The sequence below is a fragment of the Halosegnis rubeus genome, from assembly GCF_009184545.1.
In the GTDB taxonomy this organism is placed as follows: Archaea; Halobacteriota; Halobacteria; order Halobacteriales; family Haloarculaceae; genus Halosegnis; species Halosegnis rubeus.
Genome location: NZ_QJOW01000005.1, coordinates 128,812 through 148,034 on the forward strand (window position 1 = coordinate 128,812; position 19,223 = coordinate 148,034).

Genomic DNA, 19,223 nt, shown 5'->3' on the forward strand with positions numbered 1-19,223 from the left:
GCGACCTGATGCGACGACGACAGTCACGTGGAGTGTCTATCCGCGCCGGCGAGTGGTGAGGCGCTACCGATGAATCAGCAAGTCGAACAGGGCTACTGGATGCATCGTGTACTCAGCAATCTCAGCCGCCTCGACGTCGAGCGGTTGGACGACGCGGATCGAGAGCGAGTCGAGACTGCAAGAGACCTCCTGGAAGAAGTGAGCCTACTCACGGGACCAGAGGACGGGAGCGGACCAGACGCCCCAACAGACGACTGATCGTCATCGCCGTCGACGCCAGGGGCACTTCCAGTGTCGGTTTATCGCCCCCCAAGAGGGGTGCGGGGCTTCCCGCGAGTCCAGACATGGCGACACTACAAGCTGCGACGACGTCAACCGGCGCGATCGTATCGGATCCACAGGCTGTCCGCGAACTCTGTGAGAGCTACTGCTTCGGGACGCTCGACTGGGAGGTCACCGACAAGGGCGAACTCACCATCTGGGGGTACGATGACTTCGAAGTGTACGAGGCGCGGGAGAACGGCCTCCCGGACTACGAGGGCGGCATCGTGACCCACGAATTCTTGCGAGAACTTGCCGACCACCTCGAAGCTGACGAGGAACTCGACATCCAGACAGCGGGGTTCACGAAGTGTCGCTTCCCAGTGCTGGCGAAGCGGTACGTCGTTCGCGACGGCGAAGTCCTCTACGCGGATCTCAGTTCCCCCGAACCAATCGAGGAGTAGCGTTGTTCGTCCCCCGAGAGGGGTGCGGGGCGATCCAGTAGCGGTCGCCCCGTGAGGTGATTGCTCGATGGGCCACCGCGCACTCGTTGCGTACGAACGCACAGACGGACAGTACACGCTCCACTACAGCCATTGGGGCGCAGCGAACCTCAAGCTCAAGCACCGAATTTCGGCTGAGTCGCCGTTCGGTGGCGACGACACCAACTCCAAGTGGGCGAAACAGCTGCTGGCTGAACTGGCCGATGGCCTCGAGGCAGATGCGGTCGACGGCTACCTCGCTGACGAGGATCGACCGTCGACGGTCGTCGAGCCGAAGCCCCGCGCCACCGGGCTCACCCTCGACGAGATCATCGCTGACCATCTCGACTACCTCCACCACGAGGCGTTCTACGTGGTGTCACCGACCTTCGAGGTGACCGCCTACCGGACGCTGTGGTTCGGCCTGCAGTACGATTCAGAGACAATCGACAACGGTGAGACGGTCGGGAACGGGGCGCTCGCGACCGTTCGGTGGCACGACGGCGAGCCGGTCGGCGACGGCCATCTGAAGGGGCAGTTCCGGGCGCTGAAGGACGTCGTCGGCGATATGGTCGACAAGGGGGTGTTCACGCCGTCGACGGCGAGGCAGTACCTCAAGCAGAAACTCGGCGAGTGGGTCGGCGAGCGCCAGGAACTGCGCATCCCTGGTGGTGAATCACCGTCGAAAACTGCGTCAGTCGACCGATTATAACGCCAATCCCTTTCTGAGTCCCCACGAACGTCTGGATATGTCAGATCGGGCTGATGACGAGGTGCGAGTATGGCTCGTCGAACGTACCTACTCCGATGATGAACAGAACCTAATCATCCTCACCTACGCGACACCCGACGGCAAACAGTATTATCGGAAAGAGCGGGCACTCACGTCCTTCACCGATATTCGAGATACGACAGCGGCAGTCGATGCGGGGCCCGGCAATCTCGGCACGGTTGATGACCCCGATCTCCAGGACCAATACGCGGCCGAAGCGCAGCGAATGCAGGAGGTCCACGACCCGAACGACGTGATCTGATGCTCACCAGTAGACGTAGTCCCGTGCCATTGGTTATGTCGGAGGAGGCCGTAGACGGGGTATGCGCGAACTCGTCTTCGCCCTCGAATACGAGCCGGGGTGCAATAGGGTGGCGGATGCCCTTGCCGACTACCCCGACGCCCGTGTCCGCTCGCTTTCGTTGCACGCGACTGCCGACCAACTTTGGCGAGTCGACCATGCCACCGGCACTCCGGACGCACTCGACGCCATCGAGGACGCGTTTCGAAACAGCGACTACTACGCCGACTGTCTCGCCACCGAGGACTGCGGCGCAACCCAAACCACCCGTGTCCTCGACCGCACGGACGACACGCTCGTCCTCTACTCCGACTGGGAGCGGACCCCTGCCTGTGCCTCAGTCCCCCACATCGCCCGCGACCACCTCGGCGACGGTGTGCTGTTCGAAACCCGTCACGAGGGCCGCCACTACACGTGGCGACTCATCCACTCCGGCGATGGCGACGTGGCGGCGTTCTTCGACGCTCTCAAAGTCGCCGTCGGGGAGTGCGCCCAGATGGAGATGCTCCGCACAGCGGACACAACATCAGCTAGGGGAAGCGACGGAACACCAAGTGGATTGCCTCCAGCCCAAGAGGCTGCTCTCCAGGCCGCCGTCGAACACGGCTACTACGAATCACCCCGCGAGGTCGATGTTGGAGAACTCGCAGAGCATCTCGACGTGCCACGGTCAACACTCACCTACCGACTCCGTCGGGCGGAAGAACATTTGGCGAAGCAACATGTCGCCGGCGAGCGGGTAGCGGAAGAACGGCTGGCATCCCACTGAGGGCCGTAGTTGGAATATTCCAACAAAGACATATCGAACTCCCGCTCCTACCGTGACGTGATGACAGAGAATCCGGACGCAGCAGGAGGAACGAGCGGCGGCGGACAGCGACGTGAGCTGACCGCCCGCCTCGCCGTTCCCGAGATGGACTGTCCCTCTTGCGCCCAAAAGGTGAACAAGAGCCTCCAGCGTGTCGACGGCATTACTGACGTCACGCTCCAGCCGACCACCGGCACGGCCAACGTCACGTACGACCCTGATCGAACTAGCGAAGCCGACGTAGTCAAGGCGATTGAAGGCGCCGGCTACGAGGTCGTCGGGGGCTCGGACGCCGAGGGCGATGATGAGGACAACCAGGCGGCCGATGGCGTCGACATCGCGCCACCATCGGAGGTCTGGACGAGTCCTCGCGCGAAGAAGACGTGGCTCGGCGCGGCGTTCGTCACGCTCGGCCTCCTCTTTGAGTTCCTCCTCACCGGACAGAACGCCACGGTGGCGAGCGTCCTCGAGTACCCGCTCCACATCGCAGATGTCCTGTTCCTCGGCGCCGTCGCCGCCAGCGGCATCCCCGTCGTCCGTAGCGGGTACTACTCCGCGAAGAACCGAAGCCTCGACATCGACCTGCTGATGGGAACGGCGATCATCGCGGCGACCGGTATCGGCTACTTCGTCGAGGCGGCGACGCTGGCCGTCCTATTCAGCATCGCCGAGCTGCTCGAGGACTACGCGATGGACAGGGCACGGGACTCCCTGCGCGAGCTGATGGAACTCTCGCCCGACGAGGCGACCGTCCTTCGCGACGGTGAGGAAGTGACCGTTCCCGCCGAGGAGGTCGACGTTGGCGAGACCGTCGTCGTCCGCCCCGGCGACAAGATTCCGCTCGACGGAACGGTTATCGAAGGCGGGAGTGCAGTCGACCAGTCGCCGATCACGGGCGAGAGCGTCCCCGTCGACAAGCAGACGGGCGATGAGGTCTACGCCGGCGCGATCAACGAAGAGGGGTACCTCGAGGTAGAGGTCACCTCAACCGCTGGCGATTCGACGCTCTCGCGCATCATCGAGATGGTCCAGGGCGCACAGGCGAAGAAGACCGAGTCTGAGCAGTTCGTCGACCGCTTCTCCGGCTACTACACACCCCTCGTCGTCGTGCTGGCAATCCTGACCGCCGCAATCCCGCCGCTGGTCATCGCCGACCCCATCTCGGTCGACCTGGCCGGGTACGGGTTCACCTTCGCGAGCGACTGGCAGACGTGGTTCATCCGGGGGCTCACCCTGCTGGTGATCGCCTGTCCCTGTGCGTTCGTCATCTCGACGCCCGTCTCGGTGGTGTCGGGAATTACGAGCGCCGCGAAGAACGGCGTCCTGATCAAGGGCGGCAACTACCTCGAGGCGATGGGCGAAGTCGATGCCGTCGCGCTCGACAAGACGGGGACGCTCACGAAGGGCGAACTCGCCGTCACCGATGTCGTCCCGGTCGGTGACACCACGGAGGACGATCTGCTCCGTCGCGCCGCCGGACTGGAGCGTCGCAGTGAGCACCCCATCGCTGCGGCCATTCTCGCCCGTGCTGAGGAGACGGGCGTGGGTAATCTGCCCGATGCGACGAGTTTCGAGAGCCTCACGGGGAAGGGCATCCGGGGCGAGATCGACGGCAAGACGTACTATGCGGGCAAGCCCGCGCTCTTCGAGGAGCTGGGCTTCGACCTCGCTCGAGCACGCCGCGAGACGGACGGCGGCGTCGTAGCGGAAGAGTCGTCAGAGTCCGACGACGGGGCATTCGCCGAGGACGCGCTCACCTCACTGGAGCGGGAGGGCAAGACGGTCGTTATCGTCGGGACGGAGTCGGAACTGCTGGGTGCGATCGCCATCGCCGACGAGGTTCGCCCGGCCTCGAAGCGGGCTGTCGAACGCCTACACGAGCTGGGCGTCGAGCGCGTGGTGATGCTGACCGGCGACAACGAGGGCACCGCCCGCGCCATCGCCGAGCAGGTCGGTGTCGATGAGTATCGCGCCGAACTCCTGCCCGACGAGAAGGTCGACGCAGTCGAAGAGTTACAGGCGGAGTACGGGGAGGTTGCGATGGTCGGCGACGGCATCAATGACGCCCCCGCGCTCGCCACTGCGGAGGTCGGCATCGCGATGGGCGCGGCGGGCACCGACACCGCCCTCGAAACGGCTGATATTGCGTTGATGGGCGACGACATCGGGAAACTCCCGTACCTGTACGATCTGTCGCATACGGCCAACGGTGTGATCCGGCAAAACATCTGGGCCAGCCTCGGCGTGAAGCTCCTACTCGCGCTAGGCGTGCCGCTGGGCCTGGTCAGCGTTGCGCTGGCAGTCGTTGTCGGAGATATGGGGATGAGCCTCGGCGTCACCGGGAACGCGATGCGGTTGTCCCGGATTGAGCCCGATCGAATCATCGACGCCTGATTCTGCGGCGGGAAGTGCGGGCAGGACGCTCTTTTTTCGGGACTTACCTCCGCTACATCGAGACAAGTTGTGGTTTGTCTGGGGCAGAAAGGACTGAGCCCCACCGTGGGCTCGTGATTTGATGCCCGAGAATCCAGACGACGATCCATTCCACGATTGCGAGTTAGGTCCTGACGCAGTCCTCGGGACGCGCACCTTCCACGATGTCCTGTTCACCGACGACACGGAGACGCCGATGAACGTGGTAACCGGTGAGACGCCCGCCCATTCGCAGGCGACTGTCAAGGAGGCAAAGGAGTTCGCTGCGAGTGTTGACACCGACACGCCACAGATCGCACTTCCGGCGTCAGTCGAAACGCAAATCGAGACGCAGAGTAAGCCCTACACGTCGGCTGCGTTCTTCCACTTCAAGGCGACAGGCTCGCTCGAACGCCACCGCGCCTACCACGCCGCCTACGAGGCGGACGCGTTCGCGGTCGACTTCGAGGCCGACTACGCGTCGGGCGATCTAACCATCACAGTCGACCGAGCGAACGAGTCCTAAAAATCGACCGCTAGATCAGGTTTTTCGAGCGCCGGCGATGGGTGCCGGCGCAGCTGGAGCGAGCGAGCAATCACTCCCGGTGCGTCGGCGTTTCGAGGTGTTCGAGATGCACATGGTAATTTACGCTCTGGTAGAAGAATCGACCCACGACGGCGCACTGGCCACCGGAAATTCGGTGTTCGACCGCCTGGTCGGCGCGGACCCACACGCCGGCGCCGTCTTCGATTACTATGTGACCTTCGACGAGGAGGACACGTCCGTTGCGGGGAAGGCACGATGGGGGGAGTTGCCGACGGCAGCCCCCGTCGACTCCGATGACGGCCAGGACCTGCTCGAGCGCGGCTGGGAGGCGACGAAGGAGGAATTCGAGCGTAATCTCGACCGGGTGAAGGAGGCCATCGACGAGCTCTCCGACGAGGAGATCATGCGCGACGAGGACCTCGCCCGACACGCCTTCCACCAGGTCGGTGCGTACGACGGCCCGACGATCTTCCTGTACACCGAACACGGAACCGGCATTCGTCACCGTGGACAGCTGGATCGACTCCTCGAGGAGAGTGAGGAGCTCTGGATCGTACCCGCTGACGTCCACTTCTGAATAATGCCCAGGATCACCAACTGGCGACGCGAGAGCCGCTCGCCGACGCTTGCGTATCGGAACGCCGAGACCGGTGCGCGAGCCGTCCTGCATCGAGCCCCGGATTCCTACCGGTACAAGTGGCGCGGGGTGATTCTCGTCGACGGCTACCCGGTGTGGTCGCGGGGATACGAGACGAAGGACGCGACGTCGTTCCGTGACGAACTCCGGGAGCGGCCGGCCCCGGACCTCAGCTGCCCGGAGTGTCCGAACAACGACGTTCGCGTCGGCGAGAAGGCAGCAGACGGGGCGAAAATCCAGCGATGGTACGACTGCCCCGACTGTGGGTACGAAGCCCCCTCACGCATCGTCTACGGCGCCGAACGGTGAGTGAGTGAGCATTGGACGCTGTTTTTCGGCCGGGCACGAGGTGGTGGCCCGGGACGACCGGGTTAGTCAACCAATGACCCTCGAAGTACTTGACCGACACAGCGAGGCACTGTTCGAGTTCCTCTGGTGCCCCGTCTGCGGGCAGGAGGTCTTCACTCACATCCCCTTCGAGGGGGTGTTCTGCAAGAACTGCAACACCCAGGTCGAACTCAAAGAATCCCGAGAGACGCGCGGCTACGAGGAGGCCGTGCTCGCCTGCTTCGATTCAACCACGACCTGGAACCTCCACGTCGACGAGAAACTGCGGCGCGACCTGCCTGATGGGTCGGCCCGCGTGAAAATCTTCGGCGCACCGGGCGCCTACAAGGTCGACTGGTGGAGTCCAGAGCCGGGTGAGGACTGGGACCCTGTCAAGCGCGGCGAGTTCGATGACGTCGAGGAACCAAACGAGGTGGCGCATCTCGCATAGCGAAGTTCGAATATCGACAACTCGTGATGTCGTTTCTGCGCCGGTGAGGGGTGCCGGCGAGCCAGTGCGGGTCCTGAATATTCATATACCAAGATGGGTGAATCCGTCCGCGATTGGTGACGCCACCGGTGAGAACATGAGTCCGAGTCGTATTCCCGCTGAGAAACTCATAGAGGAACTCCAATCCATTGCGGATCAACTCGGTCGGCCGCCCTCACTCCGTGAAATAGACGAATTGAGCTCCTATTCGAGATCAACATATCAAGACCGGTTCGGGAGCTGGAACGACGCAGTAGAGGAAGCAGGGCTGGAACCGATGCACAGTAGCACAGCGAATATCGAAGACCGAGAGCTACTGGAGGAACTTGATCGACTAACTGAAAAACTAGATAGGACACCGCGCCAGCAGGATATGAAGCAGCAAGGGAGGTACAGCGTAACGACGTATCAGAATCGATTCGGCAGCTGGAACGATGCTCTGCGAAAAGCGGGTCATCAGCCTACAAAACAGTGGAAAGTGAACTGTGACGAACTCCTTGCCGAGTTACGGCGTCTCGGAAGCCGACTTGGTTCGTCGCCGACCGCTGCCGAAATGGATGAGGAAGGGACGTTCAGTAGCTGGGTGTACCTATCGGAGTTCGGTAGCTGGAACGAGGCGCTGGAGGCCGCGGGATATGGCTCAAACCAGCCGGATGCGCTGTCCCGAGCCGAACTTCAGACGGAACTCGAACGCCTGATTGATGAGTTGGATCGAACCCCTCGCAAGCGGGATATGATCGAGCATGGGGAATACAGCCCCGAACCCTACAGGCGGAGATTTGGGTCGTGGAATGCTGCGCTTCAATCGGTTGGAGCCTCGCTAAACCAACCGGATCCCTTCACCGAGGAGGAAGCCTGTAAGGAGCTACGGACCCTCTACAAGCGGTTGGGTCGCCCACCGACGACAACAGACGTTCGAAAATATGGGTCCTGTTCGCCTGTTCCAATCCGGCGAATCTTCTCATCGTGGGAAGCGGCACTCCGGGCAAGTGATCAACAAATACTGGAGGAGTACCTGCTGCGAAAGACCCTCCGACCCACGCAGCGGTTCGGCGAGAATTGGCACATCAAGCGCGAAGAGGTCATCCGCCGGGACAATGAACAGTGCGTTTGGTGTGGAATGGCTCGCGAACGGCATCAGGACGAATACGGGATGGATCTTCACGTCCATCATCGAATCCCGCGGTCAGAGTTTGTCGGAGCTTCCGATCAAGGACTCGAGGATGCCGACGTGCGGCAGAACTTACTGACAGTCTGTGCGGGCTGTCACAGACAACTCGAACAGCTCCCGATTCAACCTCTTCCACCGCCCGAATGAACGGAGCGAGTTGTTTTTGCGCCGGTGAGGGGTGCCGGCGCACACGTGCCGGCGATGATCGATGTCGACACGGAGTCAACTCAGATTCGTCGAACGAGTGGACCAGGACGGCGAACCAACCGATAACGACCGCGTCGCGCAAGTGTACCGACATTCGGATGGCTACCCGGAGAGCGTGCTTCGCGATCTTGCGCAGTTGAAGGAACTTCTCGACGCGACCCGTGCCGAGCGAGGACCGGGTTACACGGCAGCGTCGTTCGTGTTCCTCGACAAGCTCTCGACGATCGACCTGTATCTGGATGGTGACCCAGATCGAACAATCGACGCAACACAGCCAGCGGATCTCCTCGAGCCGGACAATATGGAGCACCTCGACCAGCCGATGTTCCTGCTCGGACACGGCGTCGAGAACCCAGCCGACGGCATTCACGGCGACGAGGAGTACCTCTACGTCGTCGAGCTCCCGACCCGGAACCCGTTCGAGGAGCCGTCCGAGTGGACCGTCAAGGTGAGTGGTCACTCCGCCTTCCCGCGCTGGGATGGTCCGACCGAGGGAGCCTTCGAGCGGGCCAGCTGGCAGTTCCACGGCCCGCTTGAGCACGCGCTCGAAGAGGTGGTCGCTGAGCCGGCGTGAACGCTTAGCCCGCTCAGATGATGCCGCCGATGACGAGTAGTCCGACGACGAGCAGCAGCGTCGCGACCACGCTCCCCCCAGCCAGCCACTTGTTCTCCATCGCCTTCTCGTGAAGCGGCATCGCGGCGTACTCCTCGCGGAACGCCTCGAGATTCTGTTCGTCGTAGAAGTACTTCGTCTTCAGCGCGAACCGTTCCGTCACCGCACACCCCGTACAGATCGGCTCGCCTTCCAGCCGCTCCGTTTTGGTGTGGCTGGAGCAGGCGATGGCCCCGCAGTTCGGACAGTAGGTGTACGTCTCGGTTACGCCACTCGTGTCACAGTGGACGCACTGATGGATGCCGTCCTCGGCGGTCACTCTCGACGGGCCTGCCGCGTAGTACTCGTAGGGGTAGGTGTACTCCTGGATGTCGGTAGTGTGCCGAACCTCGGGGAGGTACACTGGTTCGATCGACTGGACAGAGATGTCCGAGCGGTTCGGCTCGCAGGTCTTGTTGTACGTGACGTTGTTGTCGCCGGTGTAGGTCACCGTCGTCGTGTGGTGCTGCTGGAGCCGCTCGACGGCCCACTCCTTGTACTCGGTTTGGGTCTGCCCGAACCGGCGCTCCTCGACGTCATCGAACACCTCCGCGAACTGCTCGGTATCGAGGTCGACCGTCGCGTGAAGGTTCTCGGTGACCAGCGTCGCGACGTCCTCGTCGACGACCTGCGGCTGCCCCCGCTCGGCGTGGGCGACGAACCGCGTGCGGTCGTTGATCCGGTGGATGACGCCCACCGACGTCTCGAAGACAGCGTTCGTGTCCGCGGTGACAGCGACCACCGGGCGGAACGTCACCGATGAGTGTGGGTCTGGGAGGTCGGCGGCCTCGATGTTCTCGATGTCGCGGAACGCCTCCGTGACTGGCGCATCGACGTCGGCGGCCGGGTCGTACGGGCGGAGCGTCTCGTCGCAGAGAATCTCGATGCGACCATTGTAGAGGTCGAGACCGATCTCGTCGGCGATCTCCCGGAGGTCCTCGCCGTCGAGCAACTCGATTGGATGGGGGTCGTCGTTCTGCTGAAGGCGGTCGGCGTACTCCCGAGCGGGGTTCGTGAACCGGCCGGTCGTGACGACCATTCCGCGTTTGGGGCCGTCGAAGTCGAACGTCGCGATCGCCGAGTGGAGCTTCTGGACGACCGGCCGTCCGACCGTCCCCGTGTGCTTGCACTCAACGATGATCGCACGCCGCGTGCCGTCGACGACCTCCTCCATGATGACGTCGCGACCCTCGTCAGCCGTGCGGTCGGCTTGGCGGACGTTCTCGTAGCCGAGGTTCCGGAACACGTCCTCCATCACGTCCTCGAACTCGAACCCCGAGAGATCGTCCAGTACAGCCATCCTCAATTATGTGGACAGTACGTTGCAACTGCCAAATACGTTGCCGAACGCTACGCCGTCCTGTTTGTTGAACCCCCTGAGAGGGGTGCGGGGGTCACCGAACCGCCCGCGAGCAACGAATGAACGGGAATGTACCTGTAGCCAGTTCGGAATCGGTTCCAGTCGCATCGCCAGGTCAGGCTCACCGAGACGCAGTCGAATACGTCGGCTTCCGCGTCGACGGCCAAGCCGTCGTGCTGAACCTCTCGGAGCATCGGCGACTCTCCCTCGAGCGCAGTCTGGACCTCGTCAACCACAGTCCAAGCGGGTTCGAGTGGGGGTATAGTGGTAGCGGGCCCGCCCAGCTCGCGTGCGCGCTCCTCCTCGACTACTACGACGATGAGCAGGTCGCCCGTGAGCACTACATCGCGTTCCGGAATCAGGTGGTTTCGCAGCTGGAGTGCGACGGTGCCGCGGCGTGCTGGCACCTCACTGGCGAGGAGATCGACGCCGCGATGGCGACCCTTACCGACGACGTCGTCGCCCTCGCCGACGGCGGACGGCCGTCACCGACGCTCCCCGAGAACTGGCGAACCGTCTCTCGCCCGGACCGGCGGGTCTTCCAGCGCGCTGATCGCGACCACTACATCGTACTCGGGGATGGGAGCGAGGAGTGGCTGGTCGTACTCTGCAGCCAAGGCGACCGTGCATATCCTGCCCCGCTCGCACATCGGACGGTTGCCGAGGATGCTGACGTGGAACAGGTAATCCGGGAACTCGCCGAAGAGAGCAACGACCTCATCGAGCCCCAGGAGGGGGAGCACTGATGGAGACGCTTCGACTGGCGCGAGCCACCCATCAGCTCCTCGAACGTGGTGTCGAGGCGCTCGAGAAAATCGGGCGTGAACTGGAGCGATACAACGACCGACAGGAGCGCACCGACGACACCGACTCGTGACCCAAACTCACTCTCTCGACCAAATCCGGAGTACCGGCTTCCAGTATACGCCTACCCCCGAGGGGTGCTCGTGTCCCATCCATCGGGAGGGGCAGCCGGTCACGGCGCCGCTCGGTTTGCGGTTCGCAGAGCGCGTCCATATCGAATCAATCCCGCGCCACGTCGCCGGCGCGATCTACGAAGCACATCACTCCTATATGGACGATGTCCCTCGGACGAATCTCGTCCATCACGGACTCTGTTACCAGGACCAGCTACTAGGTGCGATTACATGGCGCTATCCGCTGATTCGCTCGCTGGAGTACGACGGGACGCGATTCGAGGGCGACGAAATCGTCGAGGCAGCACGGATTTGCATCGGCGTCGATTTCCCCAATCTCGCCTCTGCCGCCCTCGCCCGGTCGATGGAACGATTCGTGCGTCGGCACGGCCAGCGACGAGGCGTTCGGCTCCTGCTGACGTTCGTGCGAGCCGACTTCGACGGTTCGATGATCAAAGCGCTCAGAGACAAGGGCTGGCACTGTGCCGGTAAAACGGACCCCGGCCAAGCGGGAAATCGCCCCGATAAGCAGATCCGAGAGCAGCCAAAGTGGCGGTTTCTCTGCGAGGTCCCAGCTGAGTCCGATCGGGAACAGGCCTCACTCGGGAGGTGGTCCCCGTGACCACGAATGCCAGTCTCGATGAATTCGGAGCGGAGGCTGATTCGGACAGCCAGACAGATGACGATTCATCAGTCGTCGACCAGCTGTTGAAACCGGTATCGCCGTCGCTCGGACTGCAGCTCGTCCCCGGCAGGGGTGACCCAATATACCTCCAAAACACGGGGACCGAACGCTACCTGTTCCGAGATGACCACGAGCGATGGTTCATCCTCCAGCCCTCAGCCAAGAAATCAGTCGACAACTTCGTTCGCTGGGTGTATCTCCCCGAAGACAAGCCCACAGAGATCGCCCGAACAGCGATGGGCCAACGGACGGTTCTCGGCTACAGGTACGTTTCACGGAACGAGGCTCCCGAGCCGGTGGCGACGACGGTGACAGCGATGTTCGTCAGCGAGCCCTGGCCCGATGCCACCTACGAGTGTGGATCCTGTAGTAGAGAGTTCGACTCACCGCAAAGACACGCTCGGCATTGCTGGGAAGCACACCCCTGGGTTCCAAATCCTGAGCAGGTCCGGGTACGGAGAGACGAATCTGAGTAGTTCCGACATCTGATCCGAGCCGCGGACTGGACCTGGATTAACCAACACTCCCCGCCATTCAGAGACGGGCGTTGGTTAACGTGGTGTTGTTTTTGCGCCCGGGAGAGGGGCGCAGGGCGCGAGACGATGCAGTCGCGCGTCGACGAGGATTCCTCAAGTGAGGTGACTGAGATGAAAGATCCAGAGTCCAGAACCATCTTCGCTGGCGTCGATGGGCGTACCGACACCGAACTACCAGAGTGGTACCGAGAGCGACACGGGGATGCAGACCCTGTGACCTTCGCCGAGGCGATTCGCGATCTTCCGCAGGCCGTCGAGACGACCGTGGCGTACCAGAATCCGTACACCGACGAGTGGGTCGAGACGGAGCGGTTCAACGCGCTCGTCGAGCCGAGTCGGGCTCAGGAGCAGGCCCGAGATGAGGACGCGGACACGGATCCGCTGTTCCACGTTCCCACAGACAGCTACTCGATCATCAACCCGGTCGACGTCTACGGGCCGCTGGAGGAGGTCCTCCGTGAGGAGACCATCGACGGGACCCCGCTGGGCGAGGTGATGTTCGGCGAGATTCGGCGCTATCGGGGCGGCGGCGAAGTCCATATGGACATCATGTTCGACGGCCTCGAGGTGCGCCTTCCCGGTCGGTCGGACCCGATTACGATGGGCGTCACGTCGGGCTACGACTTCTTCGGCGAGCACGCCGTCTACGTGGAGGGGTTCGCTCAGGATGGCTACTGCTCGAACACGATGCGATCGCTCACCGACAAGGAGGTCATCAAACACGTCGGCGACGTCCGGAACTTCCGGACCTGGTGGGAGGAACTCCTCGCACAGGTCGAACTCGTCGCCGATGACCTCTTCGAGTTCATCCGGGACGCCCAGGACATCGACCTCGACTTCTCCGAACTCCCGTTCACCGTCACGGAGTTCTACACCCTGCTGGGGTTCCCGGACTACCTGGCCGAGCGTGCCGCCGGCGATGCAGAAGCCAATGCGGCGTCCCCCTTCGAGATCGATATGTGGACGCTGCATTCCGGCGCGACGTACGCCCTCACCCACTTCTTCCAAGGGAAAGAGGGGGCATCCCTCGATCAGTACGTCCGCATCGCCAACGACATCCTGTTCAATCCGGAAGGCACGATCGAGCGCGTCGAGCAGGCCTACGAGCAGCAGCTAGAGGCGGACGGTGACGACGGGTCACAGGCGTCGCTGGCCGGCGAACGAGCGTTGGCGAGTATCGAGCGCGTCAGCGACGACCTGCAGGAGAAAGTCGAGCAGTTCGAAGAACGTGAGGACGCGCTGCGCGAGCGGTTCCAAGAGGCGATGGGCTAAGAGCAGTCGGAGAGAAGATTCGCCAGGCGTGCTTCCGTTCTAGCGGCTGGAATCCACTGCTGACAGTATTAAGTGAGTAGGGGCGTACCCAGAGACCATGTCTATTGAGCATAATCCGACTCTCGACGCGCGAGAGCCACAGCAGGGGGATATAGAGACTTTTGAAGAGTTGGAGCGTGGTGACTCGGTCAAATTCTTTGAATGGCCCGTCGAGCCGTTGACCGTCATCGGCTGGGAAGAAGACAACAATGTCGGGAAGCGGGTGAGAGTTGAAGCAGAAGGCGGCGAGTCGTTTCTCTACCTGGTAGACGGCCACCTCTGGCATTACGTCCCTGAGGACGAGTTCGCCGGAGAAAGCAATCCCTTCCCAGTCCAGAATCTCACAGTACTCGAATCCCCAGAGGCCTAACCAGACTTGAGGGGAGTCCGTGGAGAATTGGTTTCTCTTTTGGAATGGCTCGGTTTACGCATTTCCGCTATTTTCTGTCGCCCACTCGAGTAACGGTTCCAGTCGTGTTCGAACCTCGTCGCCATCCTCTGTCAACGCATATTCGACACGCGGTGGGATTTCGTTGTACTGCGTCCGTGAGACGAGCCCTGCCTCCTCGAATTCGTTCAGGCGTTTCGAGATTGTCGACGTGCTCGCTGTCGGGAGGTGGTCTTCGATCTCCGCGAACCGCAGTGAGTCGTGTGCGCCGATGATGCTAACGAGTTGCATCGCGTATTTTCGGCTCAACGTGTCGATAACTCCTGTGAGCGGACAGTAGCACGTCCCCTCAACATCGCACGTTGGCGCCGGTGAAGTAGTATCTGCCATAGCTTCGTAGCCTCCAACCTACTCTATAGCTTCGGACTCTGGAGCATAAGAACTTCCCGTCATAAAGTATAGGTACTGATGACCCACATCTCCGACTATGATCTCGTGATTCTCGGCGGTGGCGCCGCAGCGTTCGCCGCGATCACTGAGGCGAGCCGGCGGGACCTCTCGACTGCGATGGTGAACACCGGCCTTCCCATCGGCGGGACGTGCGTGAACGTCGGCTGTGTCCCGAGCAAGCATCTGCTCGCCGTCGCCGAGAGCGGCGCTGCAGAGTCGGAGAACCCCTTCGACGCCGTTCGATACCCTGAGGAACCGACTGTCGACTGGGCCGACGCACTCGACGGCACCGACGAACTCGTCGAACGGTTCCGGCAGGAGAACTACGTCGACGTCGCAGAGCATTTCGAGACCGACATCTACGAGGGCTACGGCCAGCTGCTCGGCGACACAACCATCGAGGTCGTCGACGGCGACGACGAGGGCGTACGCATCACTGGGGAGAAGGCGCTCGTCGCGACCGGAAGTTCACCGTGGGCGCCATCCATCGACGGCCTCGGCGGCGTTGACTACTACACGAGCGAGACCATCCTCGAGGAGCGCGACCTACCCGAGAGCATCGTGATGCTTGGTGGCGGATACATCGCGCTGGAGTGGGGCCAGATCCTCCACCGTGTCGGCGTCGATGTGACGGTTCTCCAGCGCTCCGGTCACGTGCTCTCAGATATGGAAGGTCAACTCGGCCGGGAAATGCAACGAGCCTTCCGCGAGGAGGGAATCGACGTCGTGACCAGTAACGACTTCCAGCAGGTTCAGGATGTGGCTACCGACAGTGGTGCTGACCCTGGTCAGAAGGGCGTCGCTGTGGAGACTGTCATCGAGGGCGAGGAGCGAGCGTTCACCGCAGAGGCGTTATTCGTTGCGACCGGCGTCCAGCCCAACAGCGAGGACATCGGCTTGGAAGCAGTCGGCGTCGAGACCGAATCCGACGGCGCGATTCGTGTCGACGAACATTTCCAGACGACCAATCCCGACATCTACGCGGCGGGCGACGTGATCGGCGAACCCGAACTGGAGACGGTCGCCGCCAAGGAGGGCAATCACGCCGTCAAGAACGCCTTCGGGGACGAGGGCGTCAGCATCGATTACGACGCGGTGCCAGCAGTCGTGTTCACCAGCCCGGAAGTCGCCGCGGTCGGGACGACCGAACTGGAGTACATGGACGAGCACGGAACCTGTTCGTGCCGAACCGTCCAGATGGCGGATGTCCCGCGAGCGAAAGCCGTCGAGAACACGGATGGCCTCGTCCAGGTCGTCAAACACCACGAGACCGACGAAATCGTCGGCGTCCACATGGTTGGCCCCCGTGCCGCTGACATGATCATGGAAGCGACGCTGGCGGTGAAGTTCGGCCTCACCGTCGACGACATCATCGATACCGTCCACCCGTTCCCCACATTCAGTGAGGCGTTCAAACACGCCTGTCAGGCGTTTCGGCGGGATACGTCAACGATGAGCTGCTGTATCGAATGAAACCGGCTCATGGCCACTGGTAGCGATATAAAGTGATTCGAAGTCACATGGGAAGAGGATTTTCTGATCCGGGATTCCAGCAGGGGATCATCGCTCGGCAGCCACCCTTTGTTGGAAGACCTGGCGACGCTGTATAGAGTGTCGTTTTTGGTGGCCCTCAAGGGGTGGAGGGCACCGATATGGAGAGAACAGACGACGCCGAAAATGACGAATTCCCGCCTGAAAAGCGGCTTGAAGCACCGAACACGCGCCTGATCAAGGCAGGGATCGAGACGATTCCGGATATGGAGACCCTCCAGGAGTGCGTTGCCTACGAGAACGCCCACCAGAATCGAACGCAGATTCTGCGCCGGCTCAAGTGGAAGGCTGAAGAGCTGCGTGAGAACGAAGAATAAGCTCTATTCTTAACCAACACACTCCGCGTGAGTTTCCCTATTGTTGGTTAACTGCCTGAGTCTCGGTTTTTCGGGCCCCTGAGAGGGTGCGGGGCAGCCAGCAGCGGCCTCGCGAGCCTAATCATGTCCCTCAAGCTGGGCTCCAGCGCCAGCACCGCCCGCGAAATCGCCGCCGCCAGACAGGTAGACTACGTGGCGTTTCTGCATCGAGCGCCGTTTGTCGTCGACGCTGTCGACCTCGGCTTCCTTCCCGGCTTTCGCGAGGACTGTGGGTACCAGGAGGCGCAGTATCAGAACCTTAGCCTCCCCGTCGGGATGCTCGACAATAATTTCCGGAATCCCGATCTGGAGCGGTTCGTCGACCGTTTCTTCGAGTACGAACCCCAGGTCGGGGTCATCGGGGACGTCCACGAAATCGACGACGTCGACGCCCACGTCGCTGCGGCTCGCGAGATCCAAGCGAGCTATCCCGAGGCCGAGCTCATCGTCGTTCCGAAGTCCCAAGCAGTAATCGACGCGATCCCCGAGACCCTCGTCCTCGGGTATTCACGCGGATACGCCGACCGCCTGGCCCACGAGTTCTCCGACCCAGCCGATTGGAGAGGGCGGCGCGTCCACATCCTCGGCGGGAGTCCGCCCAAGCAGCTCGATGCCATTCGACAGCTGACCCGACCGACACTCAAGGACGAGCCACCAGCCGACATCGTCGGCGTCGACTGGAACGGGCTGCATCGCGGCGCGCAGTTCGGTGAGTTCTGGACGGCCGACGGCTGGGACGACAGCGGTCGCGACGCCGACCACGTCACCGTGCGAAAGACGGTGCGACACAGCCTCGCTCGCGTCCGTGAGTTTTGGAGGACCCACGGAATCTGGCCCGAAACGACACCGCAAGACGAGGGGCTCGACGTCGAGTACGAGGGTCCGAGTCCTGCCGATCTCGAGGACGCCGCCTGTACCGAGTGCGGGACGAACGTCTGGCGAACTCGCCGCTGCCCGTACGTGGCCGAATACGATACCGGCGCTATCTGTGGATACTGCAGCTACGAGTGCTACTTCAGCCACCGTCATCGAAACAACCTGGAGGAGATCGCAGGCGAACAGAGCGTCTACCTCCCGCCGGCGTGACTTCGCGACCTGTTTTTCGTGCCCCCAGAGAGGGCGAGGGCTCCTCCGAAAGCTCTCAGAGGTGACTTCCAGTGAGTCAACAACAGAGTCCCGACAACGTCTCAATCGACGATATCCCGGTCGATATCGACAACACGCAATCAGCGGAGATCGATCCCGCCGACGTCCCCGACGAAATCGAGTCCATCACCCGTGGGCTCGCCGGTGAGCAGCCGCCGACGAATCCTATAGTGGTTCTCAAAGCGGCCCGGTGGTGGTATCTACACGGCAAGGGCGGGACAGATCCCGCCTTCCAGTGGGCCATCGAGTGGACACGTCACCTTGCGACCGACACGCCCAGCGACGTTGAGCGGTTCGACGAGTTCCTCGAGTACCTCGTTACGGTCGGCTTCGCTGACGAATGCCACGAGCTCCGCTGACCGACAGACCGGTTTTTTGAACGCCCCTGAGGGGTGCGGCGCGGTCTGAACAGACGCAGTCGTCGTGAACTCGATTCGGTGATCACGATGTCTACGACCAGAGACTCGTCGGTCTCCTTCGACCAGACCGACACGCGATCAGACGAGATGAACAGTACCATCGAACAGTGGATCGACGACCTCGTCGCCGGCGTCGACGACGCGCAGGCCAGCGAAGAGTTCCAAGAGTGGCTCGATGTCCAGAGTCGTTTCCACGACTACTCCTACCGGAACACGCTCCTCATCAAGCGGCAGTGTCCCGAGGCGAGCCGGGTGGCGGGCTACCGTACGTGGCAGGAGGAGTTCGACCGCCACGTCACGGAGGGCGAGTCGGCCATCTGGATCTGGGCGCCGATCATCACCAAGCAGTGCCCGGAATGCGAGAACTCGCCGAGCTACCATGAGGACAGCGACTGTGACTACGATGAGACGCCGCCCGAGGAGTGGTCCGAGGGCCTGGTCGGGTTCAAGCCTGCGCCGGTGTTCGACGTCTCTCAGACCGAAGGCGAACCGCTTCCTGATCTCGATACGGAAGCCACCGGGGACGCCGGCGACCTCGTCGAACAGTTGACTGCCGCCGCTGACGACCTCGGCGTGACGGTGCGGATCGTTCCAGCCGAGGAGTGGACCCACGGCGAGGCGAAAGGCATCTGCGAGCAGCTGAGCCTCGTCGACGTTCAGCCGCTCGTTGAGGTGCGTGATCGGGAGAACGAGGCCGACCTTGCGCGGACGCTGATCCACGAGTACGCACACGCCCTGCTCCACTTCGACGTCGACGACGACACCGAGCGGTCGAAACGCGAAGTCGAGGCTGAAGCCGTCGCGTACGTCGTCGGGCGCTACTGCGGGCTCGACACCAGTGGGTCGGCGTTCTACCTCGCTGCGTGGGAGTCGGACGATTCCGAGGTCGTTCGCGAGCGCCTCGGACGGATCAGTTCCACAGCAGAAGAGCTCATCGACGTGCTCGAAGGCGAATCATCGTCCTAACACAGTTAACCAACAGAGTGATGGATTCCTTCCGTTCTGTTGGTTAAGTTTTTCAGCGCCCGCCTAGGGGC

25 protein-coding genes are annotated in these 19,223 nt (G+C 62.2%); 23 read left to right on the forward strand and 2 right to left on the reverse strand.

Annotation, left to right across the window (positions count from 1 at the left end; all coding sequences use genetic code 11):
- Positions 1-69 precede the first annotated feature (69 nt).
- From DMP03_RS11935 to DMP03_RS11990, 12 genes are all read left to right on the forward strand, one after another.
- Complete coding sequence (locus DMP03_RS11935) at positions 70-258, forward strand: hypothetical protein (protein WP_004594506.1); 189 nt, start codon at positions 70-72, stop codon at positions 256-258.
- Between the two features lie 86 nt (positions 259-344).
- On the forward strand, positions 345-725 hold the full coding sequence (locus tag DMP03_RS11940; protein ID WP_004594505.1) for a hypothetical protein: 381 nt from the start codon (positions 345-347) through the stop codon (positions 723-725).
- Between the two features lie 67 nt (positions 726-792).
- Positions 793-1,455, forward strand: a complete 663-nt coding sequence (locus DMP03_RS11945) for a DUF6735 family protein (RefSeq protein WP_004594504.1) — start codon at positions 793-795, stop codon at positions 1,453-1,455.
- A gap of 37 nt (positions 1,456-1,492) precedes the next feature.
- The gene (locus DMP03_RS11950) at positions 1,493-1,777 is read left to right on the forward strand and encodes a hypothetical protein (RefSeq protein WP_004594503.1); all 285 of its coding nucleotides are present in this window, start codon (positions 1,493-1,495) and stop codon (positions 1,775-1,777) included.
- A 61-nt stretch (positions 1,778-1,838) separates the two neighbouring features.
- The gene (locus DMP03_RS11955) at positions 1,839-2,585 is read left to right on the forward strand and encodes a helix-turn-helix domain-containing protein (RefSeq protein WP_152120793.1); all 747 of its coding nucleotides are present in this window, start codon (positions 1,839-1,841) and stop codon (positions 2,583-2,585) included.
- 60 nt (positions 2,586-2,645) lie between these two features.
- Positions 2,646-5,018, forward strand: a complete 2,373-nt coding sequence (locus tag DMP03_RS11960; protein ID WP_172967144.1) for a heavy metal translocating P-type ATPase — start codon at positions 2,646-2,648, stop codon at positions 5,016-5,018.
- Between the two features lie 121 nt (positions 5,019-5,139).
- Complete coding sequence (locus DMP03_RS11965; protein ID WP_020221063.1) at positions 5,140-5,562, forward strand: hypothetical protein; 423 nt, start codon at positions 5,140-5,142, stop codon at positions 5,560-5,562.
- Positions 5,563-5,668: 106 nt separating this feature from the next.
- Positions 5,669-6,160: a hypothetical protein gene (locus tag DMP03_RS11970; protein WP_152120794.1), complete on the forward strand. Its 492-nt coding sequence runs from the start codon at positions 5,669-5,671 to the stop codon at positions 6,158-6,160.
- A gap of 3 nt (positions 6,161-6,163) precedes the next feature.
- Positions 6,164-6,529, forward strand: coding sequence for a DUF7568 family protein (locus tag DMP03_RS11975; RefSeq protein WP_135822961.1), 366 nt, complete (start codon positions 6,164-6,166; stop codon positions 6,527-6,529).
- Positions 6,530-6,602: 73 nt separating this feature from the next.
- Positions 6,603-6,998 carry a DUF7567 family protein gene (locus DMP03_RS11980; protein WP_152120795.1) on the forward strand — a complete coding sequence of 132 codons (396 nt, stop codon included), beginning with the start codon at positions 6,603-6,605 and terminating at the stop codon, positions 6,996-6,998.
- A 136-nt stretch (positions 6,999-7,134) separates the two neighbouring features.
- A complete protein-coding gene (locus DMP03_RS11985) occupies positions 7,135-8,355 on the forward strand; it encodes a homing endonuclease associated repeat-containing protein (RefSeq protein WP_158599093.1) in 1,221 nt (406 codons plus the stop codon).
- A 61-nt stretch (positions 8,356-8,416) separates the two neighbouring features.
- On the forward strand, positions 8,417-8,989 hold the full coding sequence (locus tag DMP03_RS11990; RefSeq protein WP_044957538.1) for a hypothetical protein: 573 nt from the start codon (positions 8,417-8,419) through the stop codon (positions 8,987-8,989).
- A gap of 13 nt (positions 8,990-9,002) precedes the next feature.
- Here the strand turns inward: DMP03_RS11990 and DMP03_RS11995 are convergent, their stop codons facing one another.
- Positions 9,003-10,367 (reverse strand): restriction endonuclease, encoded by a 1,365-nt coding sequence (locus DMP03_RS11995; RefSeq protein ID WP_152120796.1) that lies wholly within the window; start codon positions 10,365-10,367, stop codon positions 9,003-9,005.
- A gap of 119 nt (positions 10,368-10,486) precedes the next feature.
- Between DMP03_RS11995 and DMP03_RS12000 the strand changes: the two genes are divergently transcribed.
- The 6 genes from DMP03_RS12000 (at position 10,487) to DMP03_RS12020 (ending at position 14,246) form a co-directional block, all read left to right on the forward strand.
- A complete protein-coding gene (locus DMP03_RS12000) occupies positions 10,487-11,173 on the forward strand; it encodes a DUF6166 domain-containing protein (protein ID WP_152120797.1) in 687 nt (228 codons plus the stop codon).
- Positions 11,173-11,304, forward strand: a complete 132-nt coding sequence (locus tag DMP03_RS14795) for a hypothetical protein (RefSeq protein WP_008458061.1) — start codon at positions 11,173-11,175, stop codon at positions 11,302-11,304. The genes DMP03_RS12000 and DMP03_RS14795 overlap by 1 nt, the downstream gene beginning before the upstream one ends.
- A 116-nt stretch (positions 11,305-11,420) precedes the next feature.
- A complete protein-coding gene (locus DMP03_RS12005) occupies positions 11,421-11,966 on the forward strand; it encodes a hypothetical protein (RefSeq protein WP_328593025.1) in 546 nt (181 codons plus the stop codon).
- Positions 11,963-12,505, forward strand: a complete 543-nt coding sequence (locus DMP03_RS12010) for a hypothetical protein (protein ID WP_152120798.1) — start codon at positions 11,963-11,965, stop codon at positions 12,503-12,505. Before DMP03_RS12005 ends, DMP03_RS12010 begins: the two co-directional genes overlap by 4 nt.
- Positions 12,506-12,631: 126 nt before the next feature.
- Complete coding sequence (locus tag DMP03_RS12015) at positions 12,632-13,837, forward strand: hypothetical protein (protein WP_172967145.1); 1,206 nt, start codon at positions 12,632-12,634, stop codon at positions 13,835-13,837.
- Positions 13,838-13,934: 97 nt separating this feature from the next.
- The gene (locus DMP03_RS12020) at positions 13,935-14,246 is read left to right on the forward strand and encodes a hypothetical protein (protein ID WP_152120799.1); all 312 of its coding nucleotides are present in this window, start codon (positions 13,935-13,937) and stop codon (positions 14,244-14,246) included.
- A 54-nt stretch (positions 14,247-14,300) separates the two neighbouring features.
- Here DMP03_RS12020 and DMP03_RS12025 read toward each other — a convergent pair whose 3' ends face one another.
- Positions 14,301-14,654: a winged helix-turn-helix transcriptional regulator gene (locus tag DMP03_RS12025; protein WP_144800158.1), complete on the reverse strand. Its 354-nt coding sequence runs from the start codon at positions 14,652-14,654 to the stop codon at positions 14,301-14,303.
- Positions 14,655-14,732: 78 nt separating this feature from the next.
- Here DMP03_RS12025 and merA point away from each other — a divergent pair, with 78 nt between their 5' ends.
- The 5 genes from merA (at position 14,733) to DMP03_RS12050 (ending at position 19,152) form a co-directional block, all read left to right on the forward strand.
- Positions 14,733-16,187 (forward strand): mercury(II) reductase, encoded by a 1,455-nt coding sequence (gene merA, locus DMP03_RS12030; RefSeq protein WP_152120800.1) that lies wholly within the window; start codon positions 14,733-14,735, stop codon positions 16,185-16,187.
- A gap of 179 nt (positions 16,188-16,366) precedes the next feature.
- Positions 16,367-16,582, forward strand: a complete 216-nt coding sequence (locus DMP03_RS12035; RefSeq protein ID WP_152120801.1) for a hypothetical protein — start codon at positions 16,367-16,369, stop codon at positions 16,580-16,582.
- 123 nt (positions 16,583-16,705) lie between these two features.
- Positions 16,706-17,707, forward strand: a complete 1,002-nt coding sequence (locus DMP03_RS12040) for a DUF6610 family protein (protein WP_152120802.1) — start codon at positions 16,706-16,708, stop codon at positions 17,705-17,707.
- Positions 17,708-17,778: 71 nt separating this feature from the next.
- Positions 17,779-18,126: a hypothetical protein gene (locus DMP03_RS12045; RefSeq protein ID WP_152120803.1), complete on the forward strand. Its 348-nt coding sequence runs from the start codon at positions 17,779-17,781 to the stop codon at positions 18,124-18,126.
- Positions 18,127-18,213: 87 nt separating this feature from the next.
- Positions 18,214-19,152 (forward strand): ArdC-like ssDNA-binding domain-containing protein, encoded by a 939-nt coding sequence (locus DMP03_RS12050; protein WP_152120804.1) that lies wholly within the window; start codon positions 18,214-18,216, stop codon positions 19,150-19,152.
- The last annotated feature ends 71 nt before the right edge of the window (positions 19,153-19,223 follow it).